13 protein-coding genes are annotated in these 14,654 nt (G+C 71.6%); 2 read left to right on the forward strand and 11 right to left on the reverse strand.

Annotated features, from left to right (window positions below; translation table 11 throughout):
- Window positions 1-153 precede the first annotated feature (153 nt).
- From JOF36_RS04285 to JOF36_RS04310, 6 genes are all read right to left on the reverse strand, one after another.
- Window positions 154-657 carry a flavin reductase family protein gene (locus tag JOF36_RS04285; RefSeq protein WP_210025114.1) on the reverse strand — a complete coding sequence of 168 codons (504 nt, stop codon included), beginning with the start codon at window positions 655-657 and terminating at the stop codon, window positions 154-156.
- Window positions 654-935 carry a 3,4-dihydroxy-2-butanone-4-phosphate synthase gene (locus JOF36_RS04290; RefSeq protein ID WP_210025115.1) on the reverse strand — a complete coding sequence of 94 codons (282 nt, stop codon included), beginning with the start codon at window positions 933-935 and terminating at the stop codon, window positions 654-656. The genes JOF36_RS04285 and JOF36_RS04290 overlap by 4 nt, the downstream gene beginning before the upstream one ends.
- A 157-nt stretch (window positions 936-1,092) precedes the next feature.
- Window positions 1,093-2,142 carry an alpha/beta fold hydrolase gene (locus tag JOF36_RS04295; protein WP_210025116.1) on the reverse strand — a complete coding sequence of 350 codons (1,050 nt, stop codon included), beginning with the start codon at window positions 2,140-2,142 and terminating at the stop codon, window positions 1,093-1,095.
- A 13-nt stretch (window positions 2,143-2,155) separates the two neighbouring features.
- A complete protein-coding gene (locus tag JOF36_RS04300) occupies window positions 2,156-3,409 on the reverse strand; it encodes an acyl-CoA dehydrogenase family protein (RefSeq protein WP_210025117.1) in 1,254 nt (417 codons plus the stop codon).
- On the reverse strand, window positions 3,406-4,668 hold the full coding sequence (locus tag JOF36_RS04305) for an LLM class flavin-dependent oxidoreductase (protein WP_210025118.1): 1,263 nt from the start codon (window positions 4,666-4,668) through the stop codon (window positions 3,406-3,408). Before JOF36_RS04305 ends, JOF36_RS04300 begins: the two co-directional genes overlap by 4 nt.
- 2 nt (window positions 4,669-4,670) lie before the next feature.
- The gene (locus tag JOF36_RS04310) at window positions 4,671-5,468 is read right to left on the reverse strand and encodes an alpha/beta fold hydrolase (protein ID WP_210025119.1); all 798 of its coding nucleotides are present in this window, start codon (window positions 5,466-5,468) and stop codon (window positions 4,671-4,673) included.
- A gap of 313 nt (window positions 5,469-5,781) precedes the next feature.
- Between JOF36_RS04310 and JOF36_RS04315 the strand changes: the two genes are divergently transcribed.
- Window positions 5,782-6,819, forward strand: coding sequence for an AraC family transcriptional regulator (locus JOF36_RS04315; protein ID WP_210025120.1), 1,038 nt, complete (start codon window positions 5,782-5,784; stop codon window positions 6,817-6,819).
- Here JOF36_RS04315 and JOF36_RS04320 read toward each other — a convergent pair.
- The 4 genes from JOF36_RS04320 to JOF36_RS04335 form a co-directional block, all read right to left on the reverse strand.
- Window positions 6,816-8,591 carry an FAD-dependent monooxygenase gene (locus JOF36_RS04320; protein WP_210025121.1) on the reverse strand — a complete coding sequence of 592 codons (1,776 nt, stop codon included), beginning with the start codon at window positions 8,589-8,591 and terminating at the stop codon, window positions 6,816-6,818. The two genes, JOF36_RS04315 and JOF36_RS04320, sit on opposite strands and share 4 nt — an antisense overlap.
- 43 nt (window positions 8,592-8,634) lie before the next feature.
- Window positions 8,635-9,321, reverse strand: coding sequence for an alpha/beta fold hydrolase (locus JOF36_RS04325; RefSeq protein WP_210025122.1), 687 nt, complete (start codon window positions 9,319-9,321; stop codon window positions 8,635-8,637).
- A complete protein-coding gene (locus JOF36_RS04330; protein ID WP_210025123.1) occupies window positions 9,318-9,863 on the reverse strand; it encodes a VOC family protein in 546 nt (181 codons plus the stop codon). The genes JOF36_RS04325 and JOF36_RS04330 overlap by 4 nt, the downstream gene beginning before the upstream one ends.
- Window positions 9,864-9,945: 82 nt before the next feature.
- Window positions 9,946-11,394 carry an amidohydrolase family protein gene (locus JOF36_RS04335; protein ID WP_210025124.1) on the reverse strand — a complete coding sequence of 483 codons (1,449 nt, stop codon included), beginning with the start codon at window positions 11,392-11,394 and terminating at the stop codon, window positions 9,946-9,948.
- A gap of 211 nt (window positions 11,395-11,605) precedes the next feature.
- On the opposite strand from JOF36_RS04335, the gene JOF36_RS04340 reads away from it, so the two are divergent.
- Complete coding sequence (locus tag JOF36_RS04340) at window positions 11,606-12,412, forward strand: IclR family transcriptional regulator domain-containing protein (RefSeq protein WP_210025125.1); 807 nt, start codon at window positions 11,606-11,608, stop codon at window positions 12,410-12,412.
- Between the two features lie 168 nt (window positions 12,413-12,580).
- On the opposite strand, the gene JOF36_RS04345 is transcribed toward JOF36_RS04340, so the two are convergent.
- Window positions 12,581-14,233 carry an FAD-dependent monooxygenase gene (locus JOF36_RS04345; protein WP_210025126.1) on the reverse strand — a complete coding sequence of 551 codons (1,653 nt, stop codon included), beginning with the start codon at window positions 14,231-14,233 and terminating at the stop codon, window positions 12,581-12,583.
- Window positions 14,234-14,654 lie beyond the last annotated feature (421 nt).

The following is a 14,654-nucleotide window of genomic DNA, read 5'->3' on the forward strand; positions in this document are numbered from 1 at the left end:
CCCAGACTGCACCCGTCCGGGGCCCGCACCCTGTGCAGGCTGGGGCGCGACGCCGACGCGCCGCTGGACCACCCCGTGGGGCCGAGCTCAGGTGGTCACGACCTCTGTTGGGTTCCCCACCCACATCGGCGTTCCCCACCCACATCAGCATCGTCAGACCGTGTTGAGCAGGTGGAAGTTGCGGCGGAAGTAGACCGCAGGGAGGTCCTCGCCGAGGTGGGTACTGTCCACTCGGCCCAGCAGGATGGTGTGATCCCCGCCGGGGTGCTTGGCGTACGCCGAGCAGTGCAGCGTGACGCACGACCGGGGCAGCACCGGCAGCCCGCGCTCGTCGGCGACGAATCCGGCGTCGGCGAACTTGTCCGTGCCGCGGGTGGCGAACCGCAGGGCCAGGTCGGCGTGTTCGGGGTGGATGACGTGGACGATCCAGCGCTGCGCGGTCAGGAACACCGGGTGGCACTCCGCGGTCTCGGCCAGGCACACCAGCACCAGCGGTGGGTCCATCGACGCCGAGCAGAACGAGGTGGCAGTGAACCCCCACCAGCGCCCTTCGGCGTCAGTGGTGGTGACGATCGTGACCCCACTGGGGAACGACGCCATCGCCTCGCGGAACAACCGGGCTTGGTCCGGGGCCGACTCCGCGGGCTGTGCGCTCACGAGACCTCCTCGACCGTGGTGACCGGCGCCGTCGGGGGCCCGTCCGCGGGGAGGCCACCGCCGAGCTGGTGATCCATCCGGGTGCGTGTGGTGGTCAGGTAGCTGATGTCGTCCGGGTCGGGCGCGATGCCGCGGCCCTCGCGCCCGGCCCCGATCAGACCGCCCTCGTTCTCCCGATCCTCGTCGACGACCAGCACCATCCGCCCCCGACGCAACTCCGCCAGGGCGGCCTCCACCTCGTCCCGGGCCGCGTCGTCGAGGCAGTTCGCTCCTGGCACGAAGAACTCCTTCCGCTGTACTGCGTCACGTGGGGTGGACGATGTGGCGGCCTCTCGGAGCAGGGTCCTGCGACGCTCCGGACGAGATGAGCGCGATCGCCGGGCCGCCCGCCTTCCGCGCGCCGAACCGGGGCTGACCCGCGAGGTCGGAGCCCGCTCAGCCCTGCGTCGCCGGAACGCGCGCCTCGAGCCAGCGCAGGATCGGCTGGAGCGCCTCGGCGGAGTTGCGCTCGAACATCATCGCGTGACCGTTGCCCTCGACGCCGTGGTCGGGGAGGTGGAGGCGCTCCGCGGGGACGCCGGCCTGCCGCAGGAACGCGAGAGTGCCCTCGTTGAAGTGCTCGAACAGCGAGGCGCCCGCGCTGACGACAACGATCGGCACGCCGGCGAGGTTGGGCAGCCGGCGGACGGGCTCCGCCTGCACGGTCGTCGGCGGCAGTCCCTCCAGCACCGCCGGCGTCCGCACGAGACGGAAGTCGTCCGGGGAGGACACCGGCGGGTCGTAGGTGAGCGGCGCTCCGGCGACCCCGTAGACCAGCGCCGGCCCCATCGCCGGGGAGAACGCCGGCCCGACGGGCTCCACCGCGACCAACGCCCGCACCGCCTCCGGCCGGGCGTCGGCGAGCAGCCACCCCGCCGGGCCGCCCATCGAGTGCGTCATCACGACCGCGGGCCCGATGATGTCCAGCAGGCGGCCCAGCCGCTCCGCGTCGAGCACCTGGGCGGCCCCGAGGTCTGCTGACATCGGGCCGGTCGCCGACAGCACCTGGTCCAGGACCGGGTCCCCGATCTCCCGCCTGCCCGGCCAGTGCGGCCGTTCCTCGTCGCCGACGAACAGGTTCTGCGCGGTCTCGTACGTGAACGGGGCGCCCATCGGGCCGAGCACGTCCGGATGGTGTGGTGACCGCCCGTGCCCGACCCGGTCGACGACGTACACGGCATAGCCTGCCGCCACGAGCAGGTCCGTCCAGCCCGGCCGGCCGTCCGGCGTGCCCATCCAGTCGGTGCCCTGTCCGCCGCCGCCGTGGACCAGCACGATCGGGTAGGGCCGGGTGACCTCGACGGGCGCCTCCCACTGCACGAACATCGGTCCGCTGGGCACCGTGCCCTCGGGCGTCCCCACCCGCTCGCCGGGGATCCAGAACATGCCCCGGCGGGATGTGACCGGCTCGCGGTCGGCCAGGTGGGGCGGGGTGGTGGACGTCATGGCGAACCTCGACTCAGTAGGGGCTCTTGCGCAGGCCGAAATGGATCTGCGCGAGCTTCATCGCTGTCCAGGCGTACTGGGACGAGGCGTGACCACGGGCCATGGCCACGTCCCGGTAGTAGCGCTGCATCGGGTGTCCGGCCATGGCGGCGGACGAGCCGGCGGAGCGGAAGAGGATCCCGACGGCGTCGCTGGCCATCTCCGCGGCGCGCTGGGACATGCCGTACAGCCGGGCGTCCTTCTTCATGGTGAACGGGACACCCCGCTCGACCGCGTCCGTGCAGTGCTCCATGTACATGTCGGCGACCCGCAGAACGATGGCCTCCGCGGCGTCGGTCATGGTCATGGCCATGCCGAGGTCGGCCTGGTGCAGCGGGTCCTCGCTGCGCGGCATGAACGGCGGGAACGGTGTCGTCCGGGTCGTGATGATCCGCTCGTACTCGTCCAGCGCAGCCCTGGCCGCGCCCACCAGCGGGCTGGCCAGCGCCATGTGGAAGAACCCGGCGACGGGACCGAGGTACAGGGGGTTGCCGTGCAACTCGGTGCCGGGCGAGTGGTCGTAGTCGTGGTTCATCCAGTCGAACCGGGAGGTGCGGTGCTCGGGGACGAGGACGTCGTCGACGACCACGGTGTTCGACCCGCTTCCGCGCAGGCCGAGGACCCGGTCACCGCCCCAGTCGTCGAGCACCCGCACCTGCTCCCGGGGGATGATGGCGGCGATCATCTCCGGCGCGCCGTTCTCGTCGGCGCTGCCCTCGACGATCGCGTTGATCGTCGAGTGCGTCGAGTAGGGCACCCCGGATTGGTAGGGAGAGGTCCCGGTCACCCGGAAGCCGCCGTCGACGCGGACGGCCCTGCTCGCGCCGGCGACGCTGTGCGAGGAGCGGAAGTACCCGCCCGGTTGGTCGAACACCTCGTCCTGCGCCTCGGCCGACCAGTGCGAGGCCGTGGTGAGGTTGTGGTTGTGGCCGAGGCTGTAGCACCACCCGGTGGACGGGTCGCCCCGGGAGATCTCGATGACCACGCGGGCGTAGGTGGTCAGGTCGTACTCGAGGCCGCCGTACCGCTTCGGGGTCAGGATCCGGTACAGGTCGGCCGCGACCAGGGCCTCGTGGACGTTCCGGCCGTAGTGGCCCACCTCCTCGGCGTCGTCCTGTTGCGCGCGCAGTACGGGTCGCAGCGCCGCCGCCCGCTCGACCAGAACCTGTGCCGTCGGTCGGCTGCCGGCCTCTTCTACGTCCTGTACCGATGATTGAGTCACGGTCACGCTGATTTCTCCTCCGGTCCTTCGGTGCTCACCTGATCTCCGGACAACGCGACACTGGGGCGGGGTATCGCCTGCCCGCGAGCCGCTTCCTGCAGCCCTCCGCCGGTTCCTGCACTCGATTCCTCGGGCCGGAAGTGGGGCATGACCTCGGTCGCGAAGATCTCGGTGTTGCGGCGGGTCATCTCGGCCGGCATGTCGCCGATGGCGAGCATCGTCATCATCTGCCCGAAGCCGAGCTCGTCACGCAGTTCACCGATGCGGTTGCGGACGGACTCGGGCCCGCCGACGATGACGTACCCCAGCTCGACCAGCTCGGAGAAGCTCAGTTCGGGGTAGGGCTTCATGCCCGCCTTGAGCAGACCGCGCATCGCCGGGGCCGACATGTACCCGGGCGGGAAGACGATCTCGCTGCCCTGCCGGAGTCCCTTGTGGAACAGCCACTCCACGTGCTGCTTGGCCTCGCGCATCGCGGAACGGTCCGACTCTCCGATGAAGACCGGGGTCGCGAGCGCGATGTTGTCGGGGTCGGGTTCGTAGCCCAGGTCGGCGGCCGCCTTCCGATAGCCGTCGAACCACGTCTTGACGACCTTGGTGGGGGCGTACACCGACACGTACATGTAGTGGTTCTCGGCCACCCACCGCATGGTCTCCGGGCTCCCGGCGCCGGGCACCGCGATCGGCGGGTGCGGGGACTGCAGCGGCCTGGGCCACACGTTCACGTAGCGGTACTCGTAGTGCTCGCCGATCCACTGGAAGGGGCCGTCGGTCGTCCAGGCCTTCTTGATCAGGTCGTGCGCCTCGTTGAACCGGGACCGGGAGTCGGCGGGGCTGACACCGTGGGCGTAGTGCTCCCAGCCGATGCCACGGACGAATCCGGAGACCAGGCGGCCCCTCGTCAGGTGGTCGAGCATGGCGATCTCCTCGGCGACCCGCAGCGGGTTGCCCCGGATCGGGATGGCGTTGCCGAGCACCATGATCGTCGAGCGGGAGGTGCGCCGGGCCAGGGCCGCGGCCATCACGTTCGGCGAGGGCATCATCCCGTAGCCGGACTGGTGGTGCTCGTTCACGACGATGCCGTCGAAGCCCAGCTCGTCGGCGTACTCGAGTTCGTCGAGGTAGCGGTGGTACAGGTCGACGCCCTTGGCCGGGTCGAAGTTCCCGTTGGAGAACGTCAGCGACATCGACGGGTACTTCTCCACGTCGTCGAAGTCCTCGGGCAGGTAGGGGTAGGGCATGAGGTGGAAGAAGTTGAACTTCATGGTCAGCTCTCCAGGAAGTCGGTCACGGCGGCGGTGACGGCGTCCGGGCGCTCGCCGTAGAGGGCGTGCCCGCAGTCGTCGACGACGACGAGCTCGGCGTTCGGGATGGCGGCGGCGTAGCGCTCGCAGTGGGCCCGCGGGATGATCCGGTCGTGCTCCGCGGCCACGACCCGGGTGGGCGCCGAGATGCGGCGGAGCCGGCCTTCCAGCTTCGGGTTGCTCAGGTACGGCTTCCAGGCGAATCGGGCCAGCGCGCCGAGATCCCGGTAGGACCGCAGGATGTCCTCGACGCCGGGCTCGACCGCGAGCGCGCTCTGGACGAGCCCCGGATCGTGGAACAGCGCCCCGACCAGCTGCGGGGGTGTCATGATGAACAGGTCGGCGACCGGGTGCTCGGGGATGCGCAGGCCGGCCGGGCCGAGCAGGACCAGCTTGCGCACTCGTTCCGGCGAGTGCACGGCGAGCTCGGCGGCGATCCAGCCGCCGAACGACGCGCCGACGAGGTCGACCTGGTCGAGCCCCAGCCGGTCCAGGACGTCGAGGTAGTGGTAGACGAGATCATCGATCCCCCGTACCTCGGGGAGGTCGTCCGACGATCCGAAGCCCGGGTGGTCCGGGGCGATGAGGTCGTACTGCTCGCTGATGCGCTGGTGGTGCGGGCCCCACTCGCCGGCCCCGCCGGCGGCGTGCAGGAACAGCACGGGGCGGCCGGATCCTGCGCGGAAGTAGCTGATGGAGCCGCTCCCGATCTCCAGACGCCGTGCCGCGACGGCGGCCGGCTCTTCGAGGGTGCTGGTCACAAGTCCTCCTGTTCGACCGGTGAGCCGCAGGGCGCCGCGGTCGGACCGGCCCGGAGCCGGGCGGACCGAGGCGGGACGACGCGGCTCGGATCGGGCTCGCGGTCACACCACACCGTCGGCTCGACGTGAGCGGGACGACGGATGTGAGGTGCGCAACCCCTGGTGCGGCAGACGTTAAGGCGCGAACTCGCGATCCCGCGAGCCGCTTCCTGCAGCCCTCGGCCGGTTCCTGCATCGACATCGCGGTGAACGTGCGCTTGACTTCGAGGTGAACGCCGAGAAATCTGACGGCATACGGACAAATGTCCGCCGCATGGAGGCGAGCATGGGCAGATTTCCGGAGCCGGGGACGTCGACGGAGCTCCCTGACGGCATCGGCGCACGCCCCGGTCGTGGCACGGGGTTCTCCACCCGGGATCCGCACGAGGCGAAGAACCGTATCGAGAAGTTGCTGAACTGCGGGCACAGGATGGTGGTGCTCGATCGTGCCAGCCCGTTCCGGGCGCGGGTGAGCCACGCGTCGATGGACGGCTTCGGGCTGATGTCGTCGACGTACGGGCCGCCGGTCGAGATCGTCTGCGCCCCGCCGATCCCGTGGGTGACGGTGAGCTTCATCGCCGGTGGCACGGCGGCCTTCGCGCAGCCCGGCGCCGACACCACGTTGGTCGGTTCCTCGCGCGCGGCGGTGCTGGCCTACGACCGGGGCGTGGCGATGCGGTGGCCGGCCGGGGTCGAGCAGCTCATGGTGACGATCGCGAAGTCCCGCATCGAGAGGTTCCTCCGGCGGTTGCTGAACGAGCCGTTGCGCGAACCGGTGCGGTTCGAGACCGCGCTCGACCTCGACGGCGCCGGGCGCGGTGTCGTCGCGGCGGTGTCGACCCTGCGCCGCGCGGTGGCCGCGTGCGGTCCGGGCGGGCCGTCGCCCGTGCTGGCCGCGGAGGTCGAGCACAGCGTGGTGTCGGCCCTGCTGTTCGGGCAGCGCCACAACTACACCGATGCGGTCTTCGCCCCGCCCGCTCTCCCGTCGTCGCGGGTCGTCGGCCGGGTTGTCGAGCTCATCGAGTCGTCGACGGATACCGCCTTCACGGTCGCGGATCTGGCCGAGTTCGCCGGGGTGAGCGAGCGTTCGCTGCATGCCGCGTTCCGTCGCCAGCTCGGCGCGTCGCCGATGGCGTACGTGCGGCGCCTGCGTCTGGAGCGGGTGCAGGAGGAGCTGATGCGGCTCGAACCGAACGGGACGCACACCGTCACCGAGATCGCTCTCCGTCACGGGTTCGCCCACGGTGGCCGGTTCGCGGCGGCGTACCGGGCGCGCTTCGGCGAGTCACCGTCGGACACGCTCCGCCGTTAGCGCTCGGGGTCCGCGGTGAGCAGGCCCCGCACCGCGGTGTCGAGGGCCTGTGCCGGCTCGGCGGGGAGCTCGGTGCAGCGCCAGGCGATGATGCTGTCCGGCCGGACCAGCAGCGCACCGCTGCCGTCGACCTCCCGGAGCGCCTCCCATCGCCCGTCGACCGGGCGGATCGGATGGTCGGCCCCGACGGCGACGACGTCGACGAGGGCGGCCAGCGGGTGGCGCACCCGGGCGACCGCGTCCCGCCATCGCGGGGCGTGCTCGTCGACGACGAGCAGCAAGCGGCCCGGAGCCGGCAGGTCCAGTGTGGACCTGCGCCGGTCCGGTGTGGTCAGCCAGGTGTGCGGGAGGTGATGGCCGGGAGCGGTCGTGGGGTGGTGGACGAGGGTGTCGGCCGGAAGGGGCCCACGCCCGTTCGCCGCTTCCGGGGCGGGCGCGCCGGCCGGGTAGCGGAAGCCGTTCTCGGCCCCGTGGGCGTGGAACTCCTTGTCCAGCACCGTGACCGCCCGGTTCAGCGCGGCCCGCTTCCGGTCACCTGCCGGCCCGTCGGACCACAGCTCGGCGAGTGCCGCCCAGCCCTGCTCGGGAGGCGTCGCAGGACCCAGGCCGAGCGCGGTGTCGACGACGCCGCCGTGGTTGCGGAAGTTGGCCAGCGAGTTCTCGGCGACGGCGAGGGCGACCGGACGGCGTTCGACCTCGAAGCTGTGCAGCAGCGGCTCGAGCTCGGGGGAGCGCACCGCTGCGGCCAGCTTCCAGGCGAGGTTGTGCACGTCCTGGATACCGGTGTTGAGGCCGAGCGCGCCCCACGGCGGGATGCTGTGCGCGGCGTCGCCGACGAGGAAACAGCGGTCCTGACGGAACCTTTCGGCCACGACCGACCGGATGTACCAGTGGCTGATCGAGTGCAGGTCGATCTGCAGATCGGGCAGCCCGAGCGAGCGGTGGATCCGGGCGACCATGCCCCGCTCGTCGAACCGCTCCGGGTCGTCCGGGCCGAAGGCGCAGGCGAACACCCACTCCTTCGACACGCCGCGGGCGTCCCACGGGCCGAGGTGGTAGAGGTAGCCGCTGCCGATGGAACCGCCGAAGTCGGGGTTGACGAACCAGTTGATCAGGCAGCCGTCGTCGGGGAGGTAGGGGCTCAGGTCGGCGGTGAAGTGCGCGCTGACCATGTCGAGCAGGTCGGTCGGCCCGGCCATCGCGACGCCCAGCTGGTCGGCCACCGTCCGGCCGCCGTCGGCGCCGATGAGGTAGTCGGCGCGCACCTTCCGCCGGCCGGCGACGGTGACGTCGACGTGATCAGCGCGTGAGGAGACCGCGGTGACCGGGCTGTCGAAGCAGATCTCGGCCAGCGGGGACGTCTCGGCGTGACGACGCAGGATGGGTTCCAGCCGGATCTGCGGGAGCATCGTGTAGCGGCACGGGCTGACCCGGGCGTACTCCTCTGCGTAGCGGCCGCCACCCCACGCGTCCCGCACCGCGATCCGCCTGCCGTGCAGTTCGGTGGGGCCGGCGAAGGAGGTGTACCAGGCGGTGCGCTCGTAGGTCCGCGGCGGTGCGGCGGCCTGCCGCACGTCGTCCTCGATGCCGAGACTGCGGAAGACCTCGATGGTCCGCTGGTTGAGCCCGATGGCCTTGGGATGGATCGACGTGCCGGGATGCCGCTCGAACAGCGCGTGCCGCACTCCGAGCCGGCTGAGCATGATCGACGCGGTCAGGCCGACCGGCCCGCCGCCGACGATGACGACTCCGAACTCCTCGATGTCGGTCACGACGATCTCCGTTGGTCGCGGCCGGCACGTCGCCGGCGGGCGGTCAGGCAGGCACGGTTGACGCGGCGCGGGCCTGCGCGGTGAGTACCTCGGTCAGGGTGTCCGGTGCGGAGAAGAACGGTGAGTGGTCGCAGTCGAGCTCGATCGACTCGTCGGCCTGCGCGGCGCACGCCCGCTGCGCGTCGACCCGGACCGTGCGGTCGCCGGTGCAGACCACGTACGCGGTGGGCAGCCGGGTCCAGGCCGGGGCGGTGATCGGCTCCTGCGGCACCCGGCTCCACATCGGTCGCCACCGCGTCGCGGCGAGCGTGGTGAGGTTGCGCGGCGACCCGCTGTAGAGCACGTCGGTGGCGGCCGGGGTGAGGGTGACCGCGCCGTCGTCGCGGACGGTCCAGGCCGCCCGGAACTCCGGGTGTCCCCACCGTGGGGTGAGCGCGGCGGGGGACTCCCCGGGGGCCGGCATCCGGGCGGCCACGAACACCAGCCGGCTCGCCCCGTGACCGCCCGCGGCCACCGGGAGCCCGCCGTAGCTGTGCGCGACGAGGACGACCGGATCGGCTCCGATCGCCCGCACCGCCTCGCGCACGGCGTCGGTGTCGTCGGCGAACGAGGTCAACGGCAGGTCCAGGGCCGTCGCCCGGATCCCGGCCCGGTCGAGCCGTTCCAGGACCGGGGCCCAGCACCAGCCGTCGTGGTTGGCGCCGTGGACCAGTAGTACGTGCCCGCTCAACGCCAGGTGTTGTTGCTGGTGTGGTCGCCCTCCAGCCAGGCCTTCAGCTCGGCGCGGGCGGACGTGCGGCGTTGGGCGTCGGAGTCCTCGACCCCGGGGGCGTCGGCGGTGAACTCGAGCAGCAGGCCGTTGGGGTCGGAGGTGTAGAGCGAGCGGCAGTAGCCGTGTTCGAGGACGTAGGTCTCCTCGGGCTTCCAGCCGGCGTCGGTGAGGCGTGTGGCGATGGCGTTCTGTACCTGGTCGGTGACCTTGAGGGCGATGTGCTGGAACGGGGAGAAGGGCATCTGTGGGCCGAACTGTTGTTGGTCGCCCGCGTCGGCGAACTGGAAGAAGGCCAGTGCGCTGCCGTCGCCGAGGCCGTAGAAGGTGTGGCAGTAGGTGCGGACGGCGCCGAAGAGTTCGTCGGCTTCCTTCCAGGTGGCGATCAGGGGCAGGCCGACGAGGTCCTCGTAGAAGGCGCGGGTGGCCTCCTGGTCGTGGGTGACGTAGGCGTTGTGGTGCAGCCGCGACGGCAACGTCGAGACGGCCGGGGTGCTGGTCATGACATGACTCCTCGTGCAGGGCGGGCCCGGCGACAGCCGGGCAGACGTGATGCAGCGCGCGCTGAACAGTGAGCGGTGCGATTCAGCTGCCGTGGGTGCCGGCGCTGTGGTAGTCGGTGTAGGTGTAGGGGTTGTCGAGGATCGTGGTCTCGGGGACGTCGGGGTTCATGCCCTTCTCCCACGCCTCCTCGCCCAGGGTCGAGCGCAGGTGCTCGACGGTCTGCTCGACCGTCCGCCGCGCGGCCGCGAGGTCGACGCCGAGGAGGCGGTGGTCGTGCTTGACCACGCGGCCGTTGACCAGCACGGTGTGCACGTCGCCGCGCTGGGCCTGGAAGGCCACGTGCCCGTAGGGGTTGAGCAGCGGGAACATCACCGGCGAGTGGTCGTTCTTGATCAGCACGAGGTCGGCCTTCTTGCCCACCTCGACGCTGCCGAGGTCGAGGTCGCGGCCCAGGGCGCGGGCCCCGCCGCGGGTCGCCCACCCGACGACCTGCTCGGCGCGCAGCGCGGCGTGCGTGACCGTCTCGCCCTTGGCGTGGGCCTCGAGGTGCTCGCGGGAGCGGTCGGCGCCCAGCGTGGTGCGCATGGCGGAGAACAGGTCCCCGCTCCACCAGACGCTGGTGTCCATCGACAGCGACACCGGGATGCCGTGCGCCCGCAGCGCCCAGGTGGGCGGGTAGCCCTGGCCGGCGCTCTGCTCGCTCTCGGTGGACACCGACACCGATCCGCCGGTGGCGGCGATGCGGTGGTAGGAGTCCGCGGACAGCGTGGCGGCGTGCACGTAGACGGTCTCGGGGGCCATGAAGCCGTGGTCGTGCATGAGCCGGATGCCGTCGTCGTTCGTGGCGCCCCACACCCCGGCGTGCGTGGTGACCGCGACGCCCAGGCCCCGGGCCACCTCGAAGGCGGGCTTCTCCGGGAACGTCGGGTCGCCGGTGACGTCGAAGGCGAGCTGGAAGCCCAGCATGTCGTCGCCGGTGATCCGCCTGCCGACGAAGTCGCGGAACTCCGGGGCGGTGGTCCACGCGGCGGGGGCCTGCGCGATGTTGCCGTAGGCCAGCACGAACCGGCCGGGCACGGCCTGCAGCGCGTCGACGGCCGCATCGGCGTGCTGGGTGGTCTGGAGTCCGTGGGACCAGTCCACCGTGGTGGTGACACCGGCGTCGATCGCCTCGATCGCGGCGAGCAGGTTGCCCGCGTAGATGTCCTCGGGGCGGAAGTGCCGGCCCGACTCCAGGTAGTACCAGACGAAGTACTGGGTCAGGGTCCAGTCGGCGCCGTAGCCGCGCATCGCGGTCTGCCACATGTGCCGGTGGGTGTCGATCATGCCCGGCATCACGACGCCGTCGCTCGCGTCGATCTCGACGGTGCCCTCGGGCACGGCCAGGGCCGGGCCGATCGCGGCGATCCGGTCGTCGACGACCAGGACGTCACCGCGGGGCAGCACCTGCTCGGCGCCGTCCATCGTGAGCACGGTGCCGCCGCGCAGCACCACCGGACGGCCGGCGGCGAACTCCTTCGGATCGCTCATCGCTCTCGCTCCTTCCGGCGACGTCGCTAGGGACGGACGTTCGTCCGTAGTACGGTCAGTGGGAGGTCGGATCACTGTCGCCGACCCGGCGTCCCGCTGTCAATCCGCTTCCTGCGCCGCGGCGGCTGCGGATTCCGGCCCGTGACGTCCGCTGAGCGGACAGCAGGTGGCTACTCTGCGGGAACGCGCTGTCGAGCTGAGGAGTCGCGTCATGCCACGCGAGGGGACCGGACCGGATTTCATTGAGGCGCTGGCCCGTGGCCTGGAGGTCATCGCCGCCTTCGGACCCGGCCGGCCGGCGATGTCGCTGACCGAGGTGGCCACGGCGACCGGGCTGGCCAGGCCGACGGCCCGGCGCATCCTGCTCACCCTGGAGGAGTTGGGGTACGTGCGCTCGGGGGAGCGCGGGTTCGCGCTGACCCCGCGGGTGCTGGAGCTGGGTGTGGCCTACGTGCGGTCGATGGGGCTGTGGGACGTGGCCCGCCCGCACATGGAACGCCTGGTGGCCCGGACGAACGAGTCGTGCTCGATCGCTCAGCTCGACGGCTCGGACATCGTCTACGTCGCCCGGGTCGCGGTACCGAAGATCGTGTCCTTGGCGGTGCAGATCGGCACCCGGTTCCCAGCGCTGCAGACGTCGCTGGGCAAGGTGCAGCTGGCGGCGTTGCCTGCCGACGAGCTGGACCGGGTGCTGGCCGAGCCGAGCCGGTCGGGACTGGTGCCGCGCTGGCAGCCCGACCTCGCCGAGCGGGACGCCGAGCTGCGCGAGGTGCGGGCCCGGGGCTGGGCGCTGACCGACGAGCAGCTCACCCGCGGCATCCGGTCGGTCGCCGCGCCGCTGCGCGACGGCTCGGGCCGGGTGATCGCGGGCATCAACGTCAACACCCACGCCGCGGAGACGCCGGTCGAGCGGCTGCTCGAGCACCACCTGCCGCAGCTGCTGCAGACCGCGGGGGACATCAGCGCGGACTTCGCGCGCCTGGAGACGGTGCCGCACGTGGCGGTGAGCGCACCGTAGCCGCCGGGAGGGTCTCGACGCGCCCTTCCGCCGCGATCGATCCGGCTTTCGGACTGATGTACGTCAGGCGGTCAACGGTGTCTCGAACGGCGGACAGCGCAGCTGGGAACGAGCCCGGTTCGGGCGGACCGCCGCGGAGCCCGGCCCCTTTCCGCGACGGCGACGAGCCTACCGCCGCCCTCGGGGATCGGCGTCTGCGCGGAACAGGAGACGGTGCATGGCGTCCTCGACCAGGCCGCGATGGCCATTCGCCACGGTCGTGGACCGCCAGGCGATGACACCGTCGGGCCGCACGATGACCGCGCCGTCGGGGCCGATGCCGAACGCCGCGGTGAACCGGTCGTCGCTGTCGATCAGTTCGCCGTCGCCGCCCACCTGGTGGGCGTCGAGCGGGAGCCGCCCGGAGCCTGCCACCTGCCGGGCGGCGTCACACCACTGCTGGCCGCTCGCGCCGGTGAGCAGGACGAATCGGCGTTCGAACAGGTCGTGGACCGACATCGGCCGGCCGTGTCGTTCCAGCGGGACGTGTGGTGCACGGGTGCCGGGGCGCCCCGTGGGAGTGCGCGGATCGTCCAGCGGGGGCGGCTGTTGCGCTGCCGACTGCTCGGCGAGGATCGCGGCCGACCGGTAGACGGGGCCCAGTTCGATGGCGGCGTCGTCGAGCGGGGCCGCGAGGTCGTCGGTGGCCAGCGAGGGGTCGACCCGGCCGACGTAGCGGGTGTAGGCCTGCTCGACGATCATCTGGCCGACCGGGCGACGTTCGGTGTCGTAGGTGTCCAACAGCTCGGGTCCCGCTGTGCCGCCCAGAACCGCGGCGAGCTTCCAGGCGAGGTTGTGGGCGTCGCCGACGCCGGTGTTGCCCCCGAATCCGCCGGTCGGCGGCATCAGGTGCGCCGCGTCGCCGGCGAGCAGGATCCGCCGGTCCCGGAACCGGGCGGCCCACGCCGCCGTGGCTTGCCACGCCTGCACGTCGGCGATGTCGATCGGCTCGTCCGGGCCGCAGCCGAGCGCCTTCCGGACGAGCTCCGCGCAGTGCTCGACGCTCATGTCCGGCCCGACGCGGCTGTCGCGGCTGCCGTCCGGGTTCTTCGTGGAGAACACCGCGAGGAAACCGGAGTCCGCGGTGATCGAGAACCGGAAGAAGCCGAGCAGGTCGGGCTGGTTGACGTAGACGACGCTCAGATTGCGGTCGCCGATCATCTGCCGCAGGTCGGACTTGAAGTAGATGGTGACGCAGTCGGCGAAGCTGCCGCGGCCGAGCATGTCGATGCCCAGTTGCTCGCGGATGCCGCTGTGCGCGCCATCGGCCGCGACGAGGTAGTCCGCGTGCACGGTGTGTTCCGGTCCGCCGTCGCGCGGACGGAGGACGGCCGTCACGCTGTCGTCGTGCTGTTCGACGCCGACGAGCTCGGTGGAGTAGCGCAGGTCGGCGCCGAGTTCCTGTGCCCGGACGCGCAGCAGCGGTTCGAGGCCGACCTGGGTGACGAACAGTCGGGAGGTCGGGCTCAGTCCCTCGACCCCGTCGTTGAACGAGCGGTAGAAGAACTTGAGCTCCTCGCCGGTGAGGCTCTCCACCGAGGTGATCGCGCCGTTCTGGACGAACTCCTGCGCCGCGGCGGTCTCCACGGCGTCCTGCAGGCCGACGCTGCGGTAGATCTCCATCGTGCGCTGATGGAACGAGGCGGCGCGGGGGTGGATCGCAGTGCCGCTGTGTCGTTCGACGAGCAGGCTGGGCACGCCGTGGTGGGCGAGCAGGAGTGAGGTCGACAACCCGACGAGACTGCCGCCGACGATGAGAACCGGGACGTGCTGATCGGGCATCGGGTGCTCGCCTTCTCTGGGCGGTGGTGCGACGAGTGGGGGGATTCGGGATGTCGGGCATCCGATCGGTGGGCACGAGCCGGGCCCGACGAGGGGTCTGGACCGAGGGTTCTCGAGCGCCGCGGCGCGCGGTCCGCCCCGACCGGTGGCATCGCCGGGCGGGTCTCGGCGGCACCCATCGCCTCCACTCCTCGGACCGACATGTGACGGACATCCGTCCGCTTCACGGCCACGTCGCTCGTGAGCGGTACTTTCGGTGGTGCCGTGGGCCGTGTCAAGCATCCGTTGCTCCCCGGATGGTCGCTGGGAGCGGAGCGTGCTGTCCGCGCCACGGAGCCGGACCGGACGTCATCGAGGCGCCGGGTGTGGGCGCGGGGCCGGCGCCGGCCGACGAGCATTACACCCGCGGCACCCGCCCGGT

Source organism: Pseudonocardia parietis (assembly GCF_017876315.1).
GTDB classification, from domain to species: domain Bacteria; phylum Actinomycetota; class Actinomycetes; order Mycobacteriales; family Pseudonocardiaceae; genus Pseudonocardia; species Pseudonocardia parietis.